27 protein-coding genes are annotated in these 22625 nt (G+C 54.4%); 10 read left to right on the forward strand and 17 right to left on the reverse strand.

The features are described 5' to 3' along the window. Positions 1 to 138: 138 nt before the first annotated feature. The 3 genes from Q7J88_RS05520 (at position 139) to moaA (ending at position 1550) form a co-directional block, all read left to right on the forward strand. Positions 139 to 327 (forward strand): hypothetical protein, encoded by a 189-nt coding sequence (locus Q7J88_RS05520; RefSeq protein ID WP_303721155.1) that lies wholly within the window; start codon positions 139 to 141, stop codon positions 325 to 327. After that, positions 327 to 449, forward strand: a complete 123-nt coding sequence (locus Q7J88_RS05525) for a hypothetical protein (protein WP_303721156.1) — start codon at positions 327 to 329, stop codon at positions 447 to 449. The genes Q7J88_RS05520 and Q7J88_RS05525 overlap by 1 nt, the downstream gene beginning before the upstream one ends. A 123-nt stretch (positions 450 to 572) precedes the next feature. Continuing rightward, positions 573 to 1550, forward strand: coding sequence for a GTP 3',8-cyclase MoaA (gene moaA, locus Q7J88_RS05530; protein ID WP_303721157.1), 978 nt, complete (start codon positions 573 to 575; stop codon positions 1548 to 1550). A gap of 57 nt (positions 1551 to 1607) precedes the next feature. On the opposite strand, the gene Q7J88_RS05535 is transcribed toward moaA, so the two are convergent. The 7 genes from Q7J88_RS05535 to Q7J88_RS05565 all read right to left on the reverse strand — a co-directional run bounded on the left by Q7J88_RS05535 (position 1608) and on the right by Q7J88_RS05565 (position 7280). Then, positions 1608 to 1817 (reverse strand): twin-arginine translocase TatA/TatE family subunit, encoded by a 210-nt coding sequence (locus Q7J88_RS05535; protein ID WP_303721158.1) that lies wholly within the window; start codon positions 1815 to 1817, stop codon positions 1608 to 1610. Between the two features lie 443 nt (positions 1818 to 2260). After that, complete coding sequence (locus tag Q7J88_RS05540) at positions 2261 to 2389, reverse strand: methyl-accepting chemotaxis protein (RefSeq protein ID WP_303721159.1); 129 nt, start codon at positions 2387 to 2389, stop codon at positions 2261 to 2263. 54 nt (positions 2390 to 2443) lie between these two features. Further along, positions 2444 to 2722, reverse strand: coding sequence for a hypothetical protein (locus tag Q7J88_RS05545; protein ID WP_303721160.1), 279 nt, complete (start codon positions 2720 to 2722; stop codon positions 2444 to 2446). Between the two features lie 201 nt (positions 2723 to 2923). After that, the gene (locus Q7J88_RS05550; RefSeq protein ID WP_303721161.1) at positions 2924 to 3379 is read right to left on the reverse strand and encodes a hydrogenase maturation protease; all 456 of its coding nucleotides are present in this window, start codon (positions 3377 to 3379) and stop codon (positions 2924 to 2926) included. Between the two features lie 3 nt (positions 3380 to 3382). Then, positions 3383 to 4663, reverse strand: coding sequence for a Ni/Fe hydrogenase subunit alpha (locus Q7J88_RS05555; RefSeq protein ID WP_303721162.1), 1281 nt, complete (start codon positions 4661 to 4663; stop codon positions 3383 to 3385). Then, positions 4660 to 5394, reverse strand: a complete 735-nt coding sequence (locus tag Q7J88_RS05560; protein WP_303721163.1) for a hypothetical protein — start codon at positions 5392 to 5394, stop codon at positions 4660 to 4662. The genes Q7J88_RS05555 and Q7J88_RS05560 overlap by 4 nt, the downstream gene beginning before the upstream one ends. Next, positions 5391 to 7280, reverse strand: coding sequence for a 4Fe-4S dicluster domain-containing protein (locus tag Q7J88_RS05565; protein ID WP_303721164.1), 1890 nt, complete (start codon positions 7278 to 7280; stop codon positions 5391 to 5393). Before Q7J88_RS05565 ends, Q7J88_RS05560 begins: the two co-directional genes overlap by 4 nt. 228 nt (positions 7281 to 7508) lie before the next feature. Between Q7J88_RS05565 and Q7J88_RS05570 the strand changes: the two genes are divergently transcribed. Next, positions 7509 to 7766: a hypothetical protein gene (locus Q7J88_RS05570; RefSeq protein WP_303721165.1), complete on the forward strand. Its 258-nt coding sequence runs from the start codon at positions 7509 to 7511 to the stop codon at positions 7764 to 7766. Between the two features lie 95 nt (positions 7767 to 7861). Here the strand turns inward: Q7J88_RS05570 and nrfD are convergent, their stop codons facing one another. The 6 genes from nrfD to Q7J88_RS05600 form a co-directional block, all read right to left on the reverse strand. Then, positions 7862 to 9046: an NrfD/PsrC family molybdoenzyme membrane anchor subunit gene (nrfD, locus tag Q7J88_RS05575; protein WP_303721166.1), complete on the reverse strand. Its 1185-nt coding sequence runs from the start codon at positions 9044 to 9046 to the stop codon at positions 7862 to 7864. Continuing rightward, the gene (gene hybA, locus Q7J88_RS05580; RefSeq protein ID WP_303721167.1) at positions 9036 to 9965 is read right to left on the reverse strand and encodes a hydrogenase 2 operon protein HybA; all 930 of its coding nucleotides are present in this window, start codon (positions 9963 to 9965) and stop codon (positions 9036 to 9038) included. The genes nrfD and hybA overlap by 11 nt, the downstream gene beginning before the upstream one ends. A 14-nt stretch (positions 9966 to 9979) precedes the next feature. Continuing rightward, positions 9980 to 11065, reverse strand: coding sequence for a hydrogenase small subunit (locus Q7J88_RS05585; protein WP_303721168.1), 1086 nt, complete (start codon positions 11063 to 11065; stop codon positions 9980 to 9982). A gap of 11 nt (positions 11066 to 11076) precedes the next feature. Next, positions 11077 to 11577, reverse strand: a complete 501-nt coding sequence (locus Q7J88_RS05590; protein WP_303721169.1) for a HyaD/HybD family hydrogenase maturation endopeptidase — start codon at positions 11575 to 11577, stop codon at positions 11077 to 11079. Further along, positions 11577 to 13136 carry a nickel-dependent hydrogenase large subunit gene (locus Q7J88_RS05595; RefSeq protein ID WP_303721170.1) on the reverse strand — a complete coding sequence of 520 codons (1560 nt, stop codon included), beginning with the start codon at positions 13134 to 13136 and terminating at the stop codon, positions 11577 to 11579. The genes Q7J88_RS05590 and Q7J88_RS05595 overlap by 1 nt, the downstream gene beginning before the upstream one ends. A gap of 299 nt (positions 13137 to 13435) precedes the next feature. Continuing rightward, on the reverse strand, positions 13436 to 14797 hold the full coding sequence (locus Q7J88_RS05600; RefSeq protein ID WP_303721171.1) for a sigma-54 dependent transcriptional regulator: 1362 nt from the start codon (positions 14795 to 14797) through the stop codon (positions 13436 to 13438). Positions 14798 to 14985: 188 nt separating this feature from the next. Between Q7J88_RS05600 and hypA the strand changes: the two genes are divergently transcribed. From hypA to Q7J88_RS05630, 6 genes are all read left to right on the forward strand, one after another. Next, entirely contained in the window at positions 14986 to 15327 is a 342-nt protein-coding gene (gene hypA, locus Q7J88_RS05605) for a hydrogenase maturation nickel metallochaperone HypA (RefSeq protein WP_303721172.1), read from the forward strand. Between the two features lie 2 nt (positions 15328 to 15329). Further along, entirely contained in the window at positions 15330 to 16070 is a 741-nt protein-coding gene (gene hypB, locus Q7J88_RS05610) for a hydrogenase nickel incorporation protein HypB (protein WP_303721173.1), read from the forward strand. A gap of 129 nt (positions 16071 to 16199) precedes the next feature. Then, on the forward strand, positions 16200 to 16430 hold the full coding sequence (locus Q7J88_RS05615) for a HypC/HybG/HupF family hydrogenase formation chaperone (RefSeq protein WP_303721174.1): 231 nt from the start codon (positions 16200 to 16202) through the stop codon (positions 16428 to 16430). Then, entirely contained in the window at positions 16427 to 17518 is a 1092-nt protein-coding gene (hypD, locus tag Q7J88_RS05620; RefSeq protein ID WP_303721175.1) for a hydrogenase formation protein HypD, read from the forward strand. Before Q7J88_RS05615 ends, hypD begins: the two co-directional genes overlap by 4 nt. Before the next feature lie 16 nt (positions 17519 to 17534). After that, on the forward strand, positions 17535 to 18551 hold the full coding sequence (gene hypE, locus Q7J88_RS05625; RefSeq protein WP_303721176.1) for a hydrogenase expression/formation protein HypE: 1017 nt from the start codon (positions 17535 to 17537) through the stop codon (positions 18549 to 18551). 311 nt (positions 18552 to 18862) lie between these two features. Then, positions 18863 to 19069, forward strand: a complete 207-nt coding sequence (locus tag Q7J88_RS05630; protein ID WP_303721177.1) for a GSU3473 family protein — start codon at positions 18863 to 18865, stop codon at positions 19067 to 19069. A gap of 49 nt (positions 19070 to 19118) precedes the next feature. Here Q7J88_RS05630 and Q7J88_RS05635 read toward each other — a convergent pair whose 3' ends face one another. From Q7J88_RS05635 to moaC, 4 genes are all read right to left on the reverse strand, one after another. Beyond that, positions 19119 to 21020, reverse strand: coding sequence for an ATP-binding protein (locus Q7J88_RS05635; protein WP_303721178.1), 1902 nt, complete (start codon positions 21018 to 21020; stop codon positions 19119 to 19121). Positions 21021 to 21091: 71 nt separating this feature from the next. Continuing rightward, entirely contained in the window at positions 21092 to 21448 is a 357-nt protein-coding gene (gene dksA / locus Q7J88_RS05640) for an RNA polymerase-binding protein DksA (RefSeq protein ID WP_303721179.1), read from the reverse strand. Positions 21449 to 21509: 61 nt separating this feature from the next. Further along, complete coding sequence (locus tag Q7J88_RS05645; RefSeq protein ID WP_303721180.1) at positions 21510 to 22031, reverse strand: hypothetical protein; 522 nt, start codon at positions 22029 to 22031, stop codon at positions 21510 to 21512. 91 nt (positions 22032 to 22122) lie between these two features. Next, positions 22123 to 22611, reverse strand: coding sequence for a cyclic pyranopterin monophosphate synthase MoaC (gene moaC / locus Q7J88_RS05650; protein ID WP_303721181.1), 489 nt, complete (start codon positions 22609 to 22611; stop codon positions 22123 to 22125). Between the last annotated feature and the right edge of the window lie 14 nt (positions 22612 to 22625).

Below are 22625 nucleotides of genomic sequence, written 5' to 3' on the forward strand. Positions count from 1 at the left end.
CTTTAGACTGGCAAGGAGTGACAAGATGGCAAAAATTGACACACTTTTCAAGATGATGCAGCAACAGTGGGCCAGTGATCTGCATATTTTGACCGGAGTACCGCCAATCAGCTGAAGTTGGCTGAAGGGGTACGCAAGATGACCAGCTTCAAGAAAGGGCTGGTGCTGGTGACCCCACGTGCCGATCGGCAGCGGCAAGTCGATTACCCTGGCAGCTCTGGAGATCATGCATGGCAACGCGGCGATCGGCAACCTGATCCGGGAGGGGAAGATCTTCCAGAATCTGTCAATCATTCACACTGCCTACAATGGATGGGATGCAGTTGATGGACACCCACCTGATGAGCCTGCTCGACGATGGGCGGACCACACCACGAGAATCGTATCGTTGCGCGGTGGAAAAAAGTACTTTCGAGTCAAAGTTGCCACCGGACGAGCAGGCCGAGTAGTTGTTTCGGATTCCTAAAAACCGTATAGTGGAAAAGTCGGGGTGACTTTGATGTCGTCCCTGTTCATTGCTGGACAGAACTCGGGCGAGCGTTAGCTCATTCCTGCAGATTTTGGATAAAATTTTGCGTGACACTTTTGCTCGAAAAATAGATTATCTACGGATTTCGGTGACCGATCGCTGCAATCTGCGCTGCCGCTACTGCATGCCGGAAGGGGGGGTGGTGTCGCTCGGACATGATGCGATCCTCAGTTACGAAGAGCTTTTTCGGGTGGCGCGCGTCGCGGTGGAGCTTGGGGTGCGGAAAATTCGCCTGACCGGCGGTGAGCCGCTGGTGCGCAAAGGACTTCTCGGGTTTGTCGAGGCACTGGCGAAGTTGCCGCAGCAGCCGGAGATCACTTTGACCAGCAATGGCTTGTTGCTTGCGGAAAATGCCTTGGCGCTAAAAGAGGCCGGTCTGGCGCGGGTCAATGTCAGCCTAGACAGTCTGCGTCCAGAGCGCTTTGCCCATCTTACACGTTGCGATGCGCTTGAACAGGTCTGGCGTGGAGTGCACAGCGCGGAAGCGGCCGGGTTGACGCCGATCAAAATCAACATGGTGCCGATCCTTGGCGTCAACGAGGATGAGATCGCTGATTTTGCCCGTCTAACGTTCGCACATCCCTGGCAAGTGCGCTTTATCGAGTTCATGCCGCTCAGCCCCGAGCTGGAGTATTCCACCGAACAGCTGTATCCCGCGGCAAACATATACGCCGACCTGCAGAAGATCGCCGGGTTGACAGAGGTGGCGCGACAGGGGCCAGCCGGGCCGGCACGCCTCTACCAGTTTGAGGGAGCGCAAGGCTCTGTAGGAATTATCCCTGCGGTTTCAGAGCATTTTTGCCGCGAGTGCAACCGACTGAGGCTGACCGCAGATGGTCAGTTGCGGCCCTGCCTATTGGCTCCGCAGGAAATAGATCTGCGAACAATGCTGCGGGCGGGAGTTTCTGACCAAGTGCTGGCGGAACAGTTGGAAAAATCGGTAGCAGCCAAACCGCAGCAGCACCACTTGGATAAAGGAGATGGTACGGGGGGGAGGCATATGCAGGGGATTGGTGGTTGATGGCGAAAAAAAAGGAGCGGACAACCGCTCCTTTTTTAATCTTCAAGCTGGCACCTATCAGGCGTCCTTTTTCGAGTCGTCCTGGTTGTCTATCTTTTCGACCTTGGCTTCTTCGATTTCCTCTTCTTCAGCATCGCTCATGCCTTTTTTGAAGTTGCGCAGGCCTTTACCGAGCGAGCTACCGACTTGCGGCAATTTGCCGGCTCCGAAGATGATCATCACCAGCACCAGGATGATCAGTAATTCTTGAGTTCCCAATCCGAACATCTCTTTCCTCCTAATATGGATAAAACGAAACGTTTTATTTTCCAAAGAGATAACATACACCGGTCGAGGAAAAAAGACAATCTATGTTGCTTGTGTATACGGGGATTGATTTTTTTTCAAAAGGGCTTCGCACCTGCCGTCGCTGACAAAAGGCGCGAAGAAGAGAGGGGTAAAATTCAGACCAGGCAATGGCCTGAGCCGACAATCCTTCGCTGGGAGCGGGCTCTCTTCTGAGTTGGCCGTGTTGTTCTGAGTCACCTGATCGATCTGACTAAGACCGGTGTTGACTTTCGCAATGCCGAAAGCCTATTCCTTGCTGGCTGCAGTGATTTCTGCAACCAAGTTGGGTACCTTGGTAATGCTGTCGATGATTTCACTTAACCCATGAGTTGTTTCATCGGCAATCTGCGCACCGTTTTCGGGTTTGTAAACCGAGCTTTGAATCAGCGCGTTCGTCTCAATGGGGCCTTGGCACTGCGGGCTGCTAAATTAAGTACTTCTTCGGCGATTACGGCGAAGTCTTTACTGTGCTGACCGGCGCGAGCCGCTTCGTCTGCGGCATTGAGTGCCAATAGGTTGATCTGGAAGGCGATTTCGTCGATCGCTTTGATGATCTTGGTGATTCCCTAGCCAGATTTTTTGATCTCGGCCATGGCGTTGACCATCTGCAGCATTTTCTGGTTGCCCGATTCGGCTGTCTGTTTTGCACTGGTCGAAAGGCTTCGGCTTGCTCGGCGTTGGTGGCGCTGAACTGAATCTGACGGGCCATTCGCTTCATTGACGTGCTGATCTCTTCCAGCGAAGCTGCCGAGGTAGTTGCCCCGTGAGAAAGTTGCTGGGCATTGTCGGAATCCTGCAGGGCCAGATTCAGCGAGACTTTTGCTGTTGGACATTTGTGCTAGCAATTTGTGACTCCTCCGTCCCCTCAAGCGGAATGATAAAACAAAAAAATAAGAAGTTATTAATGTGGCAAGAAGATTTGTCACTTATGATAAAAATAATCTAATAAATGATTGTTTCCCTTCTTCTCACTTGGATGATTAAGGTTCAGGTTAGGCTAAGGATATAGTAGCTTTCGGTTTTCCATGTTTCCTAGCTTTATAAGTTCAGATATCGGCAATGAGGTTGCTTAAAATTCCTGGCAGGGCTGCTTCAATTTCATTGCTTAAATGGGTTGCCGGTTGGCAGGTATTGATCTGTATCAGATGCAGACTGAGAGGGGAAAGCTGGTTCAGTTTTTGTGCTGTTAGGAGAATTTCCTGGAGATTGAAACTGTGACCGCTCTGCCAAGCGTCTGACAGCAGGAGGTTGGGTAAGTCGGCATTGTGAAATATTTTGTGGGTTCCCGGCACAGCCCCGAAGTCCGCCGCGTCGATGAGGAGTACCTTTCGACAGTCGCTCAACAAAGGCAATAGCTTAAATCCGCCGCAGCCACCGTCGATTAGCTCGACTGCCTCGGGGAGTTGGATTTTTTCCAGCCGGTGGATGATTTCGATTCCGACTCCGTCATCTGCCATCAAGGGGTTGCCGACGCCGATGATTCTGATTTGGTCGGATGACATTTGTCAGTTCAGATCAATTTTCAGCAGGTGAGTGGAGCAGCTCAAGCAGGGGTCGTAGGCTCGGATTAGCATCTCCAGACGCTGTTTGATCTGTGATTCTGGCAACTTCAGTAATTCTGGCAACAGCTGTTGCAGATCGGCCTCAACCGCGGCCAGATTCTGGGCGGTGGGGATCACGCAGTCCGCAGCCTTGAGAAATCCCTTTGCATCGAATTGATAGCTGTGAAAAAGCAGCCCTCGCGGTGCTTCCACGGCGGCTGTACTGCAGCCCCCCGCTGATGGGGTATCTTTGCCTCGTATCTGGGTCATCCCGCACAGCAGAAGCTCGTCAATGGTATGCAGCGCCTCCTCGGTAAAGTGCACCACTTCGACCAAGCGGGCTTTGAGGTTTTCAAACGGGTTGAGTCCGTTCGGATTGAGATCAAGTGCTGAGCAGACTCGTTTAGCCATTGCTGAGAGTTTGTCCTGTCCATGCCGCAAGCGGGCCTGAGGGCCAACCATGTAGCTGCCGTGCTGGTTTCGGGCGAGCTTGGCGGTCGATTGGGGGGAAATATACTCCTCAATCTCTTCCCGATAAATGGTGGCCGGATAGTTGGTGCCGCAACTGCTCTGGATCTGTTGGTTGTGTAGGGGGTAGCGGTCATCCGGTGCCACGCTCAGTGTTTCCCGCTGGCGGCAGAACTGCGGATATTCGAAACTGGCAAACAGTTCCACGGTGGCTTCCAGGTCAGGCAGGCCGGCAACCAGTTCCTGACGGAGTTTCTTTAATTCAGCGGCTTCGGGACGGGCGGAAAAGCCGCCTATGCAGGTCGTTACCGGATGGATCGGGCGACCGCCGACCACTTCGCATATTCGGTTGGCGGTTCGCTTTAGCCGCAACGCGCGGGCGACCAGTTCCTGTTTTTCATCCAACAGGTGAAACAGGCTCGGGGTGTTGAAATAGTCGGGAAGCGCCATGAAATAGAGTTGCAGCAGATGGCTCTGGACGATTTCGCCATAGCTGAGCAGGCAGCGTAACAATTGTGCTTGGACTGGCACCTCGATGCCGAGGGCCGCTTCCGTGGTCATTAGCGAGGCCAGGGTATGAGAAATGGAGCACACCCCGCAGACGCGGGCAACGATGGTCGCCACATCAGAATAATGCCGTCCCTGCAACATCGCTTCAAAAAAGCGCGGCGTCTCGACGATCTGCAGCTGGCAACTAGTTATTTTCCCCGCTTCCCGGTCGATGACCAGATGAGCATGACCTTCGATTCGAGTCAGATAATCGAGTTCGATCTTCATGCCGGCCTCTCGTTGACGTTGAAGGTTCTGTACTGTTCGAGAATTTCTTCCACCGTCAAACCGTGTTCTTCGAGGATGCGATGATACGGTGAAGTGCGCGGGTTGTCGATCAGCCCACGGCAGCCGCGGCAGTGAGTGCCGCCGTCGATGCAGATCGCTCGGCAGCCGGCCCGGGTGATCGGTCCCATGCAGACCTGGCCGTAATCGAAACTACAGGGGTATTCCGCCAGCTTGCATTCGACGCAGACGGCAAAGCCGGGAAGTTCCGGCTGCTGTTTCAGCAACAGCGCCTGCAGAATGGCGAGGAACTCTTGGCCGTCGATTGGGCAGCCGGGGATCCGGTAGTCGACCTTCACCAATTTACTTAGCGCATGCGGCGTTTCGGTATAGAGGTGAGGCAGGTCGGCGCCGTAAACTTCCTGACGCAGAACTTCGGGTGTGCGGTCGCTGCCGAGGGCGTTAACGCCGCCGTTGTCGGCACAGGAACCGAGCGCGATCAGGATGTCGCTGCGTCGGCGAATTTCCAACAGCCGTTCACGATCACCGGGGCGGCAGATGCTCCCCTCGACAAAGGCGATGTCGATCTGTTCAGCGCTGCCGCTGTGAAGTTCGCGGAACTCAACGATTTCGACCAGCTGCAGAACCTGTAGCAACTGCTCCTCCAGGTTCATCACCGTCAGCTGACACCCTTCGCAACCGGCAAAATCGAAAAAACCGATCTTTGTTTTCATCGTTCGATTGCCTCGGCCAGATGTTTAATGCTGCTGTAGGGAAAGATTGGTCCGCATTCGCAAACGCAGATGTTGTTGATCCTGCATTTTCCGCACTTGCCAAGCCCGCATTTCATATGCCGCTCCAGGTTCAAGTAAACGCTCTCTTCGCTCAGCCCCATACGGAACAAGAGCGGATTGACCTGTCGATACATTTCAGGCGGTCCGGAAAGAGAAGCGACCGTGCGCTGCGGATCGATATCGAGATCCTTGAACAGGTAGCTGACATCCTGTGGGGGGATGCCCCAGCTGTTTTGCGGATCCTTAACCGCAATCCGGCAATCGATCTGGCCTGATTGGTGCCAGTTGAGCAAATCGCTGGGAAAAATCAGCGCATCTATATCCTTGGCCCCGCAGATCAGGGTAATGCGGCCGTATTTCTGCCGCTCGGCCAATGCCGCCAGCAACAGCGAGCGGATCGCCAGTAGACCTCGTCCTCGGGCAACAAGCAACAGGTCTTTATCCTGCATCTTTTCGAGCGAGTAGCCACTGCCGAACGGGCCACGGATGCCTATACTGTCACCCTTGCGGGTTCGATGCAGGGCCTGGGTCAGGGCGCCGGCCTTGCGTACCACCAGTTCGATTTCCTGTCCACCGTCCGGGGCCGACGCGATCGAGAAGGGAGCTTCGCCAAGGCCGAATACCGACATCTGCAAGAAACTGCCGGGAGAAAAGTCGATCGTCTGTGGTAGGCGAAGACGGAACAGTCGATCCAGTTCACTGAGCTGCTGGACATCAATGACCTGGGCCATCAGCGGTTGGTATTCGCTGCCGGGGCTGCTGGCAGGTAGCTGAGAGGAGTCGGCAAACAGTCGGTTGAGCACCGTGACCGGTTCTATCTCGGAAAGACATTCGCGGCTGCAACGTCCGCAACCGACACAGGCCGTGCGCTGATGCTTTTCCCACAGATACTTGTATTTTCGATAGAATCGGTGGCGCTGGCGATCGGCCTGACTGGAGCGGAAATTGTTGCCGTCTGCGACCTGGGCAAACTGGTCGAATTGACAGGAATCCCAGGTGCGCACCCGTTGCCCTTCCTGTAGGTTGATCTCAAGTTTATCTTGAACATTGAAGCAGTAGCAGCTGGGGCAAAGCAGGGTGCAGGAGCCGCAGCCGAGACACCTGTGTCCGAGCTCTTGCCAGGTCTTGTCTTCGTAAGCTTCCCCAAGCAGGGATGGGAGGGATTCGGCTGGAAATTGAATCTGGTTGCTGCATTGCTTGACTTGTAATGGCAACGGCGATTCTTCTGGGCCAGCAAAGATTTCGGGGGCATGGGTCTGCAGCAGTTTGCGGCCCCGCTCGCTGCCGGTCTGTACTAGGTAATAGTTGTCGCGGCGATGCAGGAACAGGTCGAAACCGTGGGCAATCCGATCGGTGCCGAGGCTGGTGCAGAAGCAGTACTCGTCAGGTGCACAGTCAACCCCGACCAGCAAAGTTGCTTCCCGCTTGGCACGGTAAGAGCTGTCGGTTTCCCCCTCGAAAAGGCAATCGTCGAGGATTTTTACCGCATGTAGGTCACAGGGGTGCATGCCGAAGATGATCCGTGGCGCGGCAGCGGTTTCCGGCTGGAGCAGGATGTTTTCGTCCAGTTTGAAACGGAAAAGCTGGTCCCAGTTCGGAAACAGGAATTTTTTCGGGGAGTGGACGTCGGGTGGAAATTCCAGAATCAGGTCGGCGGCATCTTGCAGGGTGTCGAGAGTCAGGCGGTTGCGCTTTTTCTGTACACCGATCACATCGTAGGCGAGCAGCAGTGAACGGACGAATCTTAAGATCTCCGTAGGTTGGATGGCGCGCCACAGGGAGGTCGATGGGAGGTGTTCCGCTTGTGTGATAGTTTGCTGCTGCATCGAAAATTGTGCCGATTCTATTTTTGCTAAAGGATAAGTCAGCTGATCCAAGTTAAAATTCTAGTCTGGTAGGCAAAGCCGGTCAAGTTTAAACATTTTTGTATACATTTGACCGAAAATGGTCTCTGTTTCGATTTTTGATAGATCGGATATTGAGTTGCTAGAAGGATTGTGATAAAGGAAATAGTCTCATTAAAAATGTAAAGCTAATTGAAAAGGGAGTAGTTTATGTCGTTTGGTGAGCTGATTGCTCAGGCAGGGCGGCAACGCAGGATCGTCCGCCTGAAGTTGAAATCAAAAGATGGCCAGTCGTTACCACAATCGGTTGAATTTGAACCTTACAGTTCGCGGGAATTTGGTGGCAAGGTTTCGTTCTTCTGTCTTGATGTGGAGAGGTTTGCCTGTCTGAACGTCGATCTGGCTTCGGTTGTTGACGTGGAAATTACCGAGCGAAGATTTAAGCCACGCTTTCCGGTCGCGTTTTGACCTGAGTTCTAAAAAAGTTTTTTGACCGTTAAAAAGCGGGCCACTGATTTTCAGAGGCCCGCTTTTTTGTGCCACTTAGCAGGATCTGGGCTTTTTTAGTGCTCTTCTTCCAGAATCGGCAGATAATTGACAGCGATTTTGTACATCATTACTCCGAGTGCCAAAAAGGCGAAAGTCACAGCGAACTCGCCAACCGAAGGGAAGTAGTTCCAGTTCGACCCCATGTCCATGCCGATCAAAAAGACATTGAAGCGGTTCAGCACTACGGCGCAGATCACCGACAGGGCGCAGAGGAACAGCTTGGTGCCACTCTGGCGGACATTCTTCGACTTTAATGCAAAGTAGGGAATGACAAACAGGGCGATCTCGAGCAGGAACGAGTATCCGGCGACACTGCCGTCAAACGCCTGGGCCAGAACGCCGCGGTAAGCCAGGTCCAGAAAGCGCAGTAGCAGGTAAGTGCCAAGGAAAAGTGGTATGTATTTGGCGAAGCTGCCCAACAGCTCGGTTTCAGGTTTGCGACCGAAGAACTTGGCGGCCAAGGTGCCTTCGAAGATAACCATGGACGGGCCAACGCTGACCGCCGAGGTCAGAAACAACAGCGGCGACATCGGGGTGTACCAGAGGTCGTGCAGCTTGTAGGGGGCAATCAGCATCATGGTGCCGAGCGAACTCTGGTGTCCGAAGGAAAGTACGACGCCGGCGATAACGAAGAACGCCATGGTTTTTTTGGTGAACCAGTCAGCCTTGCTCAAAATCCAGTTGCCGAGGCGGTTGAAGCCACTCAAGGGGCCAGGTAGGTTGACGCGGCCGGAAAACTGCTCGACTACGTTCGGAATGTTCTCGATGCCGAGGACGGTCAGGTAGAGCATGACGCACCAGGCAACCTCGAACAGCACCGAGGTGCCGTTCCAGTAGATCAGCGCATGCCAGATGTTGTAGTACTTGCCGAGGTCGAAGAATACCGCCAAGCCGACCAGAAAGTAGCCGATGAACGCAGTTAGAATCGCCGGGCGGACCAAGGCATGATATTTTTCCCGGCCGAAGATCTCAACGATCGCCGCTGTGGTAAATCCGCCGGCAGCCAAGGCGACACCACAAGCAACGTCGAAGGCGATCCAGAGGCCGAAGGGGTAGGCTTTGCTCATGTTTGTGACCGAGCCGAACCCTTCAAAGAAACGGAAATAGGCGAACCCCGCCCCTGAGACCATGAAGAAGATCAGGACCCAGAAGTTGGGGGTGATAAATTTCTGCTGCAGCGGTGCCGCTTTAATACTCATCGTCACCTCCTAATTTGCCGGCGGCTTTCTTGCGCCGCTGATTGTAAGCCATGATACCGCCGAGGATACTGTAGACGGCGATAGGCGGGATAAAATACTGGAAAATCCGGTGCTGGATGCTCTCGGTCAGGCCGGAAACCGCCTTGTATTCAAAGTCTTGCAGACCGAGCCCGGCGAACGCGACGTTCGGCTTGGTGAGGTAGAAGACACCGGTACCACCGACTTCCTTTTCGCCGTAAATATGATCCAGATAGCGCTCCGGTTCTGCTTCGATCCGCTTGCGCGCCAGCTTGATTAGGTCTTCCCGTTTGCCGAAGGTGATTGCCCCGGCCGGGCAGGCGCTGGAACAGGCGGTTGGTTGCCCTTTGCTCAAGCGGGTCTCGCTGCAAAGGGTACACTTCTTGATCGAGGGGATTGCCTTGTGCCATTCAAACTGCGGAATGCTGAACGGGCAGGCGACCATGCAGTAGCGGCACCCCATGCACATGCCAGCGTCGTACTTGACCGAGCCGTCCGGCTGTTTCTTCAGTGCGCCGACGATGCAGGCCGACTGGCAAGCCGGGTCAACACAGTGCATGCACTGCTGCTTGACGAAGGTGGTCTCCTTGGTTTGCTCATCCTGGTGCATCTTGATCAGGGTGAAAGTTTTCTCCGATAGTTCGCGCGGCGAATCGTAGATCGCTTGGCCGAAGGCCTTTTCATCGCCGATGGTGCTTTCCGCCGGCAGTTTGTTCTCTTTTTTGCAGGCTACTTGGCAGGCTTTGCAGCCGATGCAGCGGGTGCTGTCGTTGAGCATGCCGTACCAGTTCGGATCTGGCTCCCTCTCATCGCGCGCCAAGGCCGGCGAGGAGAGGCTGCATGCAGCGGCCCCTCCGGCGGCTGTGCCGATTTTCAAAAATTTTCTGCGATTGAGTTCCATTTGGCTCATCCTCCCTATTCTTTGTCAGAATCGGATTTTTTCCCCATCACCTTGGTGCCGACGGCGCCTGCCGCCAGTCCGGCCAGAGCAGCGTAACCAGGGGTAACGTCTACCGACTTCTTGTTGTCGGTTATGACGGGAGGATAGGTTCCAGGAGGAGTGACGCCGGTGATCGGCACAATGTTCCACATACTGCCTTCGTAGGGGTATTCGGGCTCGACGCAACCGTTGCAAGGATGACCGTTCTCAATGCACCAGTTGGTACCGGAATTGAACTTCTTTTCCGGGCAGTTGGCGTGCGCCACAGGGCCTTTGCAACCGAGCTTGTAAAGGCAGCCTTCGTCGCCGAATTTATCGGCAAAGAGGCCCTTATCGAATTGGCCGCGTAGCGGACAGTTGTCATGAATCAGTTTGCGGTAGAACATCTCGGGGCGGCCGTGCTTATCGACCTTGATTGCTTCCGGGCCGTTCAGCAGGATCGCAGCCAGGGTGCCGACGAACCAGTCGGGGTGGATGGCGCAGCCGGGCAGGTTGATGGTCGGGGTGCTGATCCCTTCCTTTTTGAAGAATTCCATCACGCCGACCGAGCCGCTCGGGTTCATGTTGGCCTTGTTGACTCCGCCGTAGGAGGCGCAGGAGCCGACCGCCAATACCGCTTTGGCTTTGCTGCCAAGGCGCTTGATGTGGTCTTTGCCGTGGATACCGTGACCATCGTGCTCGCCGATTTCGCACATAATTCCGTCGTCGGCCAGCATGACCGAACCTTCCACTACCAGAACGAACGGTTTCTCTTCGGTGTCGTACATTGCCTTCATCGCCAGGTCGCCGGCGGCGGCCATCACAGTCGGGTGGAAGTTGAGGGAAATGTGATGACCGGGCAGCACCTGGTCTAGCAGTACATCCTGGATGCGCGGGCTCAGGCTGTTGAGCAGCGAGACCGAGCAGCCGGAGCAACAGCCAGAGGCTAGCCAGATGACCGGAGTTTCCTGAACGGCGGCAGCGAAGGCGCTGCGCATGGTCGGATTGTCGAGCAGGCTGACGCCAAGGGCGGCGGTCCCTGCTGCGGACGTTTTCAGAAAAGAACGTCGGGTTAAAGCCATTGTAATTTCTCCTATTTATTCGAATCGATAAAATGATTGATTTCTTGCAGCACTAATTCACCAGCTCGCTCGATCTGCGCCTTGACCGGCTCGCTCAGGCCGATGCCGAGGCCAGTGTCTTGCGGCTGACAGCCGATCACTACGGTTTGCTTCGGCTTGCAGTCGACCAGCTCCCCAAGTTTCAGGGTTTCCAGCAGGCCGACCTGGTGTAACGAGTTCATCGGCAGAGAGCCGTTTTCGACCTCCTGCGGACTGAAGCGGTAGAGGGTGCCGGCCTGTTGTCCGCCACGGACGGCGTCGAGCACGATCAGCTGTTCGCGGTCGTGGAAAACGTCCATCAGATCAATGGCGCTGGTGCCGGCGTCGAACAGCTCAACCTCTTCCGGAAGCTCCATTTCCCCCAGATGCTTCAGCACAGCGTCAGCGAAGCCGTCATCCATGCGCAGGATGTTGCCGACCGCCATCACCAGCAGTGGGGCTCGCTCTTCTTCGAACAGGGCTGCGGACTCCATTACTCCGCTCCGACCACGAAACGGCCTAGATCTTCACCCTTCGGGGTGACGACGTGGACTGCGCAAGAGAGACAGGGGTCGTAGGAGCGGACGATACGGACTAGTTCGAAGGGATTGCGCTGGTCCTTGACCTTGGTGCCAATCAGCGACTGTTCGATCGGGCCCGGCTGGCCCTTGGCATCCATCGGGCCGGCGTTCCAGGTGGTCGGAACCACGGCTTGGTAGTTTTTGGTTTTGCCGCCTTCGACTACAATCCAGTGCCCCAGGGCACCGCGCGGAGCTTCGTGCAGACCCATGCCGCGGCTGCTGACGTCGAGGTTGAAGTCGGTGAAGGTCGGCTGACCTGGCTGTAGTTGCAGCGCCCATTCCTTGAGCTTCTCTGCGACGATTTTACATTCGATGGCGCGTGCGGCGTGGCGGCCGAGGACCGAGAACAGTGCTTCCGGACCGGCGTTGAATTTTTTCAGTACACCGTTGATCATGCTCTGGACCTGCTTATCGCCGGACACGTAACTGGTAAGCATTCGCGCCAGTGCACCGACTTCCATGACCTCGCCGTCGTAGCGCGGCGATTTGATCCAACTGTAGGCGCCAGCTTTGTTCCGCTCGGGAACAGTCGTGCCGTCGTAGGGATGCAGGGCGCCGTGGTCCTGGAACCAACTGCTCTGCACTTCCTCGGTGATCTTGCTCGGGTCGAGGCGTTGTAGTGATAGGTCTGACTTGACGATCCCTTGCGGGATGTAGCGATGGCGTTTGGTCAGGTCAGGGTCGCTGTCCATGTCGAAAATACCGAACGACATGAACTGCTTGCAGCCGGTGCCGATACCGAAGTAGTCGCTATAGCGGCTGGCGACCAGTAGCACGTCCGGCAGATAGCAGGTGTCGATGAAGTCGGTCAGCTGCTCCATCCGCCAGATGAAGGCGGCGATCTTGTCGACGCTAGGGGCGGCGGTGACTCCACCTGCGACGATTGACATGTTGTGCGGCATTTTGCCACCGAATACGGAGACGGTCTCGTGGGCCAAGCGGCGCATATTGAGCGCTTTGACATAATGGCCGACGGCGGAGATGTTTTCATCCTTAGAGAGGCGGTAATCGCCTTCGTAGCGGGGCACGAAGGGGCCGAGGTGTCCGCGAGCTATGAAATCCTTGACTTTAGTCAGTTCCGGATCGCCACCGGTATAGTCAGCACAGGCAGCAACATCGACATAGTCGAGGGCGGCCAGTTGGTAAAAATGCAGGATGTGTGACTGGACGAAGTTGGCACCCTGGATCAGGTTGCGCAGTATCCTGCCGTTGTCGGTTATGTTGCCGTGGACGCCGTAAGCTTCGTCGAGGGCGAAGGCGGCGGCTAGGCCGTGGGAGGTCGGGCAGACACCACAGATGCGCTGGACGATACGGGCGGCATCGCGCGGGTCACGGTCGATCAGGATGTTCTCCAATCCCCGGTACATCATGCCGGAGCTTTTTGCTTCTTTGACGACACCGTTCTCGACGACGGCTTCCACTTTCATGTGGCCTTCGACGCGCGAGATCGGATCGATGACAATTTTAGCCATGAGTCTCTTCTCTCCTTTGTGCAGGGTTTAAACCCGTTGATAAATTGATGGTTCGGTCATTTTGCTACTGGCCGACCTAACCAAAATTGCAAGTGGTCAGCGGTCTGTGTCTTAAGTAGCTAATGAGGACGGAAAGACACATTAGCCGGTTGCATCGGGCAAGGACTGTGCCCAAGAAAGTGTAGACGTGGCTAAGGGTTTGAAATAAAAGAAGGTATACGTTTACGGGTTGAAAAAATGGAAAGGTGTGTTTGGGCGTATACGGACAGGATTAAACAGGGTGTGTCATTTTGTCCGGATCAGGTCGATTCTTTCTGAATATTGTATTGCTGCAGTTTGCGGTCGAGGGTGCGCCGTGCAATATCGAGAATCTGCGAGGTGCGTAGTTTGTGGTAGCCGGTTTCGCGATAAATCTGCTCGATATAGAGCTTTTCCACCTCTTCCAGAGTCATCCCCGCTTTCGGTGTCGGCATTGGAGTAATCTGGTCTGAAGTCAACTTTGGCGGCAGTTGCTCGACATCGATTACTCCGTTGTCGGCAAGAATCACCGCCATCTCAATGACGTTTTCCAGTTCGCGGACGTTGCCGGGCCAACTGTAGCAGTTCAAAAGACTTAATGCCTCTTTGGTCAGTTGCAGCTTGTCGCGACCGGCGAATTTTTCAATGAACAGGTTGGCCAGTGGTTCGATATCCTCCGGACGTTCACGCAGCGCCGGCACCTGGAGTGAGACGACATTGAGCCGGTAGTAGAGGTCTTCGCGGAAGTTGCCGAGCCGCACCTCCTCCTGCAGGTCTTTGTTGGTGGCGGCAACAAAACGGACGTTGGCGCGGCGCACTTTGGTCGAGCCGACCGGGATGAATTCCTTCTCCTGCAGTACGCGCAGCAGTTTTGCTTGCAGCCCGGGGCTGATGTCGCCGATCTCGTCGAGAAACAGGGTGCCGCGGTCCGCTTCTTCGATCAGGCCGCACTGGCTGCCGACGGCGCCGGTGAAGGCGCCTTTGACATGGCCGAACAGCTGGCTTTCCAGCAGGGTGTCGGTAAGCGCCGCGCAGTTGATGGTCAAAAAGCGTTGCTCGCGCCGTCCGCTGCTGTAGTGAATGGTCGAGGCGATGATTTCCTTGCCGGCCCCGCTCTCACCCATAATCAGAATGCTGGCGTCCGACGCGGCTACTTTCTGGGCCAGTTCGAACACCTGCCCGAAGGCGGGGCTTTTGAAAACCACTTGCTCTGGATCGAAGCGGCGGCGAATTTCGGCTTTCAGGGAGCGGTTTTCTGAGACCAGCTGATTGTGCTCGATCAGTTTATCGACCAGGCTGTTCAGCTCGTTCGCCGTAATCGGTTTCAGCAAATAGTCAGTTGCTCCTTGCTTTATCGCTTCTATGGCGCCTCGAACGGTAGCGAAGGCGTTTATCGGTATAACATGCAATTGTGGATGCAGACGTTTGATGCGACGCAGTAGATCGGGGCCGTTGATGTCGGGAAGGTGCATATCGATCAGAATCAGATCGGGGAGGGGCTCCTTCTGTTCTTCCAGCGCCTGCAGGAGGCTGTTGCCCTGGCTGTAGCAGACGAGTTGATGCCCCTGCAATTTGAGGGTATTTTCCAGAAATCGCAGAGAGTTCTGGTCAGCATCGCAGATATAGATTTTGCCACTGTGCATCTTTGTCTCGTACTGTTGGGCCGTTTACGAATATCATTTCGTATGGGCGAATACCGTATACGGCTGGAGTTAGATTTGCTTTTTTAGTAAATTTGCCTATAGTGAGCATTCTAGGTTAAAAATGTAACATTTTGTCTTGCTGCTCTTTAAAAAGACATTTTTTACAGTTTCTGTCAAAGGGATTTTTTTTGCACGAACTGGGAATAACAGAAAGCATTGTTGAGATTGCCGAGCGCACGGCGAAACAGCAGCAGGCGAGCAAGGTTTTGTCGGTGACCGTCGAAGTCGGCAGCCTTTCCGGGGTGGTTCCTGAAGCTTTGGAATTCTGCTTTGAGGCCTGCAGCAAGGGAACCCTGCTGGAAGGGGCGCAGCTGTTGATCGAGAAGGTCGCGGCTCGGGCCCGCTGTCGTGACTGCGCGAGGGAATTCCCCCTCGACGATCTGCTGGCCTGTTGCCCTGTCTGCCGCAGCGCCGCCAGCGAACTGCTTTCCGGTGAAGAACTGCGCATCAAAGAAATGGAGATCGACTGATCATGTGTATCGATTGCGGCTGCGGACCGACCGACCATCATCACGATCATGACCACAAGCATGATCACGCTCATGACCATGGCAAGGGAAAGAAAATCAACATCGAAGAAGATTTGTTGGCTAAGAACAACCGACTGGCGATGAACAACCGACAGTTGTTTCAGAAAAAGGGGCTGCTAGTGCTCAACCTGGTTAGCTCGCCTGGTAGCGGCAAGACCACTCTCCTCGAAACGACCCTGAAGGATCTGCAGGGCGAACTCGGCTTCGCGGTTCTGGAAGGGGATCAACAGACCAGTAACGACGCTGACCGGATTGCCGCGACCGGGGTGCCAGCCCATCAGATTAATACCGGAGCCGGTTGCCACCTCGACGCACATATGGTCGGCCACGGGGTCGAACATTTCGACTTGGACAAAACCGATGTGCTGATGATCGAGAACGTCGGCAACTTGGTCTGTCCGGCCTCCTTCGATCTTGGTGAAGACTGTAAGGTAGCGGTGCTCTCGGTCACCGAGGGGGAAGACAAGCCGCTGAAATACCCGCAGATGTTCCGGGCCAGCAACCTGATGCTGATCAACAAGCTCGACCTGATGCCGCACCTGCGCTTCGATCTGGAGAAGTGTTGCAATTATGCCAAACGGGTCAACCCCGAGATCGAGATCCTCGAGCTGTCCTGCTACACCGGGGAAGGGTTGGAAAAATGGTACGATTGGCTTCGGAGTAAACTGGCGGCAAAGAAGTAAGGGGCGGATCAGGTTACTAATTCCAGGGGACGCATACACCAGTACCTGGAACTTGATTGTCGCGGTCCGGGCGACAATCATCCCTTCCATCGGCAACCTGATCCTTTTGTTGCGGAGGAGAATAAAATCATGTGTTTAGCCGTACCGATGAAAGTGGTTGAAATTGCCGACGGCATAGCGATCTGCGAGGTCGATGGGGTGCGCCGCGAGGGCAGCCTGATGATGCTCGACGATGTTGTGGTCGGTGACTACGTGCTGCTGCACGCCGGTTTCGCTATCGAGAAGATCGATCCGGGAGAGGCGGAAAAAACTCTCGAGGTGTTCCGCGAGGCGCTCGATGCCGGGTTGTCAGCGGAATGAAATACGCCAGCGAATACCGTGACCCACAGCTGGGCAAGGCGCTGCTTGTCGCCATCGAAAAAGAGGTTGCCGATTATCCAGGCACCATGACCCTGATGGAGGTCTGCGGCACCCATACCATGTCGATTTACCAACATGGTATCCGCAGCCTGCTGCCGAAGCAGATCCGGCTGATTTCAGGGCCTGGGTGCCCTGTCTGCGTGACGCCGATTGGTTTTGTCGATCAGGCGGTTACTTATGCGCGGCTGGACGACGTAATCATCGCCACCTTCGGCGACATGATTCGGGTTCCCGGTTCTTCCAGCAGTCTGCAGCTCGAACAGGCTGCTGGAAGTCAAATCAAGATCGTCTATTCGCCGCTCGATGCAGTTGCTCTGGCGGAAAAACACCCCGAAAAGAAAGTGATCTTTCTCGGCGTCGGTTTCGAAACAACCACGCCGACCATAGCTGGTTCAATCGTTGCCGCCAAACAGAAAGAGCTGAACAACTACTTCGTGCTCTGTGCCCACAAGACCATGCCAACGCCGATGGCTGCTTTGACCAGTGATCCGGAGCTGCAGGTCGATGGTTACATCTGTCCAGCCCACGTCAGCGCGGTAATTGGCGCTAATGCCTATAGGCCGCTAGCAGAACAGTACAAAGTGCCCTGCGTGGTGACCGGGTTCGAGCCGCTCGATATGCTGCGCGGTGTGCAGATGCTTGCCGCACAGGTGGTTAGCGGGAGAGCGGAGGTGGAGAACGAATACCAGCGGATCGTCAAGCCGGAAGGGAACAAAAAAGCGCAAGCGCTGATCGAAGCAGTGTTTGAACCCTGTGACGCTGCCTGGCGTGGTATCGGAGTGATCCCCGGCAGTGGTCTGCAGATTCGTGAGGAGTTCGCTGCTTTCGATGCTGCTCGGCAGATTGTGGTTGAAGTTGAGGAGCCGAAGGAGCACAAGGGTTGCCTCTGCGGGGAGATCCTTAAAGGCAAAGTGACCCCAAAGGATTGCCCGCTATTTCGTACTGCCTGTACCCCGGAAAACCCGGTTGGGGCGTGTATGGTATCGTCCGAAGGGACCTGCGCAGCAGAATATAAGTACGGTTGTTGAATTTGGAGCGGAATAAGTGAAAACAGATGTCATACTCCTTGGTCACGGCAGTGGCGGAAAACTGAGCCACCAGTTACTAGACGAGCTGATTATCCCAACCCTGTCGCAGGTTGCGCAAAGAGATCAGAATGACGCTGCGGTTCTGGAAGGAATCAACAGCAGCCGACTTGCTTTCACCACCGATTCCTATGTGGTTGACCCGATCATTTTCCCCGGCGGTAACATCGGTGACCTCGCGATCAATGGTACGGTCAACGATCTGGCAATGAGCGGCGCACGACCGCTGGCGATCAGTGTGGGACTAATTCTCGAAGAGGGACTCTCAGTTTCGGAGTTGCGAGAGGTTTTGCAGGCAATGAAGCAGGCTGCCGATAAGGCTGAAGTCAAGATTGTCACCGGTGACACCAAGGTGGTGCCGCGCGGCAAAGGGGATAAGATTTTCATCAATACCTCAGGGATCGGTGTGTTCGACCACGATTGGAAGATTTGCGGTAGTGCGGCCAAGCCGGGGGATAAAATTTTGCTTAATGGCTCGATCGGCGACCACGGCATGGCGGTGTTGGCAAGCCGCGAGGGTCTCGATCTTCAAAGCGATATTACCAGCGATTCGATGGCACTCAATCATTTGGTGGGGAAACTTCTGGCCGAGTTCGGGGCAGATGTGCATGTGTTGCGCGATCCGACTCGGGGTGGGGTGGCGACCACGGTGAAGGAGATCGCCGTGCAGTCTCAGGTTGACATCTGCTTGCAGGAAACAGCATTGCCGATCAACGCAGCTGTCGCCGGGGCCTGTTCAATTCTTGGTCTCGATCCGCTGTTTGTAGCCAACGAGGGGAAACTGTTGGCAATTGTTGCAGCGGACAAGGCCGAGGCTGCTCTGGATTTAATGAGTAGCCTGCCGGAAGGGACGGGGGCCGCGATAATCGGCGAGGTCGTGTCTGAATCTAATGGTCGAGTGATGATGCAGACCGCCCTCGGCGGATTGCGGGCGATTGAGATGCTAGCTGGAGAGCAACTGCCTCGGATCTGTTAACCGGACCTGGATAGTGTATGAAAAGAAACGCCCCCGAAAAAAATTCGGGGGCGTTTCTTTTTTAATAAAAAAAGCCCGGTGATGGAGGGGGGGTATCACCGGGCTCCCAGATGAACAGGTCATCTGTTTTGTGTAATTTAGAGTACCCTATTTGAAGTTTTGTAGTCAAGAAAAAGAATGCTTTATGTAACGTAGATTTTGGTCTTTTTTAAATGAGAGAGGGGCTGAGGATTTTTGTGCTGGAAAAGGATCTGTTTTTTGGTTAATCTGCCTGATAATTAATTATCGCTAATGACTCTAGAGGGGTTGAAATGAAAATTTCTCAGGTCAAGGTCATCTATCTTGACGGCAGTACTGGCGTCGTTAGCAACGATGCTTTAGATGTCTTGATTGCGACTGGAAAGATCAAATCGTTCAAACGTACCGAAGGCTGGGTTAATATCGTACGCGATTGCGCAAAGTTGCGCGATTATCGAAATGCGAAAGATTATCCCGGGCCGGACAGGCGGGCTCCCTAGCCTCCGGCAAGGGGCGGTGGGAAGTGAAAAGAACCACGGCGACAATCCGTTAGTGTAATTCCTGCCGCCCGATCGGGTCGGCGCTTCTGTGTTGGAGCCTGACCGGCAATATAATGCTAAAACAAGCCCCTGAAGCGGTGTTGATCACACCGATCTCCCCCTCATGATGCTCGATGATCCGATGACTGATGGGCAATCCCAGGCCGGTACCTTCTTCTTTGGTGGTAAAGAAGGGGTTGAAAATATTGCGCATCTGTTTCGGGGGGATGCCGCTACCGCTATCATGGATTTCAACCCGGACCGCCGGTTCACCACGCAGGCGGCTTTGGTGACCGATAATCTTGATTTCCCCGCCCTTCGGCATTGCTTGGCGAGCATTGGAGATCAGATTGAGGAAAACCTGCTGTAGCTGCTCCGAATCCCCTTGCAGCTTCGGCAAATTTTCTTCCAGCTGCAGTTGTAAAGATATTTCTGCGTTTTGCAGCTTTTCTTCTTCCAGGGCAATGACCTTGTCGATGACTTCTTCAAGTTGGTATTGCTCAATGCAGAGCAGATGTTGCTTGGAAAAAGAGAGGATGTTATCGAGCATTTTTTCCAACCGTTCGGTCTCCTGCTGGATAATCTCCGCGTACTTGTAGCTGGTATCAGTCTTGTCCAGCGACTTGGTCAGTCGTCGGGCAAACCCGCCTACCGAAACCAGCGGGTTTTTCAATTCGTGGGCAATTGATGCCGACATCTCACCAATGGTTGCCAATTTTTCACGCTGCAGCAACTGTTCCTGCGTTTCGCGCAGGCTCTGATGAGCGGTTTCCACCCGTTGCAGCAGCTGCGCGTTGTCGAGGGCGATCCCCGCTTGGCCGGCAAACATCTCCAGAAAACGCAGACGTTCTGCATCGATCGCTTCGCCGCTGTCGGCATTATCGACCGAGAGCACACAGAGAGTCCTACCGCGGCTGAGCAGGGGAACTGTGGCATGGTGACCTTTGTGTAAATACTTGCATAAAGGATCAACCAGGTCGGAATCCACCTGCTCCTTGGTAATCAGTATCGCTTTCTGCTCACGGGCGGCGATCGCCAGGCAGCTTTCGTTGGTTTCGATGTCAAGTCGCTGTTGCATGACTTCCTGTGAGAAGGGTGCCTCCCGTTGTCTTCGTTGCGCGTCTTCTGGGATCTTGATCTCCTGGGTATGGACCGGCGGTAGACCCTCCGGCAGCAGGTAGCTGACGCTCTCCCGGGTGACGCCGAGGATGCCCTGCATGGTACCGCTGCGCTGGTTGACCATAAACAGCATGGCGCGGTGAAAGCTGCCACCGTCGTGGGAAACCAGCAGCGACAGGATCAGGTGGAGCAACTCGTTCGGTGACAGGGTACTATGCAGTAGCTGAGTAATGCGGTAAAGCAACGACAAGCCCTGCAGCCTGCGGAAGTCGGAGGTTGAAACCTGGCGCAAGCGGGCCATGGTGACCAGCTGTTCGAAGGCTTGGGAGATTTGATAGGCGCAGGTCTGGAAAAATTGTTGTTGTTCACGGGTGAAAGTATTTTTCCTGTTCGGGCTACTGCCAAAAAGGCTGAGTGTGCCGAAATTGCGGTCATGAACCCGTAGCGGCAGCGAGTAGACCGAAGCCGGTATGTTTTTCAGCCGCTGTCCGGAAAGTGGTTGACGCAAGCAGTTTTTTCCCTGCTGCAGGGCCTCTGTGGCCAGTTGGCAGTCTATTTGTAAAAATAACAGCTTAAGAGCAGGATCGCTCGAGGAAGAAGCGCAGTAACAGGCATTCGGGGGTGGATTTCCGTAAAGGCGCGGACGGATAATGACGCCACAGACATCTTCGTATTCGAGCAGCAGCTGTGTGGTTGACTGGCAGAGTGAATGTAAGCTGGTCGCAGAGTTAAGAGCTTGCCCCAGTTTTGAAAGCAGGGTCAGTTGTGCAAGTCGGCGGTTTGTTGCGGACATGGTTGTTGTTTCCTGCCAAAAAAAATCGGGAGCGCACATGCTTGTGCACTCCCGACCGATCAAGTTTGGTTTTAGCCGATCCGCTCTTGTCGTTCTTCTTCTGTTTTGCAGTCGATGCACAATGTGGTGACCGGGCGGGCACGCAATCTTTCCACGCTGATTGGCTCTTCACAACTTTCGCACAGACCGAACTCACCGCTTTCAATCCGCCCCAGAGCTTCGCGGATTTTGTTGAGCAGTTTGCGTTCACGGTCTCGGATACGCAGCTCGAAGTTACGGTCCGATTCGAGGGACGCTCTATCCGTCGGATCTGGGAAGTTGGTTTTTTCTTCGGTCATTTCTGAAACCGTCTCACCAGCATTGTGCAGCAGGTCCTGCATCTGCTTTTGCAACAGCTCTTTGAATTCAGCCAGAATCGTTTCTTCCATAACGCATTTCCTTCCAAGTAGCCGTCTTTCAATATTGCAGCTATATTAACCCAATTGGCGCCTAAAATGCGCCCCTCAATTGTACATAAATAATCAGCGCCAGAACGGCAACCGCGACCCACGCGGAAAAAACATCACTGGTTTTCTCCGGGGGATTGGCTGCCAATTGGCGTGTTTCATCGCTGATTGTCTTCTCCGGAGCCTTGTTCAACAACTCTTTGAGGAGTTGACCGAAGTTTTCATAACTGTTCGAAAAAATGATGAAATCGGTTTTGCTGCTGAGGCTGACAAAGGCACGCTTGCGAACCCGTACCGTGTCGATGGCAGTCATCTCACTATAGTCTATCCGCTTGTTGCGCAGTGGTCTGTGGATTTGCACTCCAGCGGCATCAATGCTGACACGGCGCAGGCAACTCTCGATAAACAGCAAAATGACCGGCAAGGTGAAGGCGCCTAGAATCAGGGTCTTGGCAAGAGGCACGTTAAGAATCAGACAGCAGATAAGCAGTATCAGGGTCAGTATAACGACCAGCCCCAAGGGAATCAAAAAACTTTTACGGATGCTGTAGCTGTACGTTTCCATGTTGATCCGTTCGTCGTTGAGGTCGTCGAATAACGGAAGGCTATCGACTCGCTGGAAAATTTATCAGACTTTGTTAATTTTTCCAAACGAATTACTTTGCTTCCACACGTTCAAAGGTGCCGCTGCGACCACCACTCTTGCGCAGCAGGCGAATCTGGCCGATTTCCATCCCCTTGTCGACTGCTTTGCACATGTCGTAAATAGTCAGGGCGGCAATCGATACTGCGGTCAAAGCTTCCATTTCGATGCCAGTCTGGCCGGTCACCTTGGCAAGGGCGCCGACGCGGACGATGCCTTTTTCGGGATCTGTGTCGAAGTCGACCTCAACCGAGGTGATCGGCAGCGGATGGCAGAGCGGAATCAGTGAAGAGGTCTGCTTAGCACCCATGATTCCAGCCAGCCGTGCGACCGCCAAGACGTCCCCTTTTTGCATTTTACGATCGATAATCATTTGTAGGGTTGCTGGTTGCATCCGGATTTCACCGGCTGCAAGCGCCTCACGTTTGGTGATTGCTTTGTCGCCGACATCAACCATGATCGCTTTGCCGTCAGCGTCGAAATGGGTCAATTTATCAGACATTTTTTCTCCTTTAC

Origin of the sequence: Malonomonas rubra (assembly GCF_003247215.1) — a bacterium.
GTDB lineage: Bacteria > Desulfobacterota > Desulfuromonadia > Desulfuromonadales > Geopsychrobacteraceae > Malonomonas > Malonomonas rubra_A.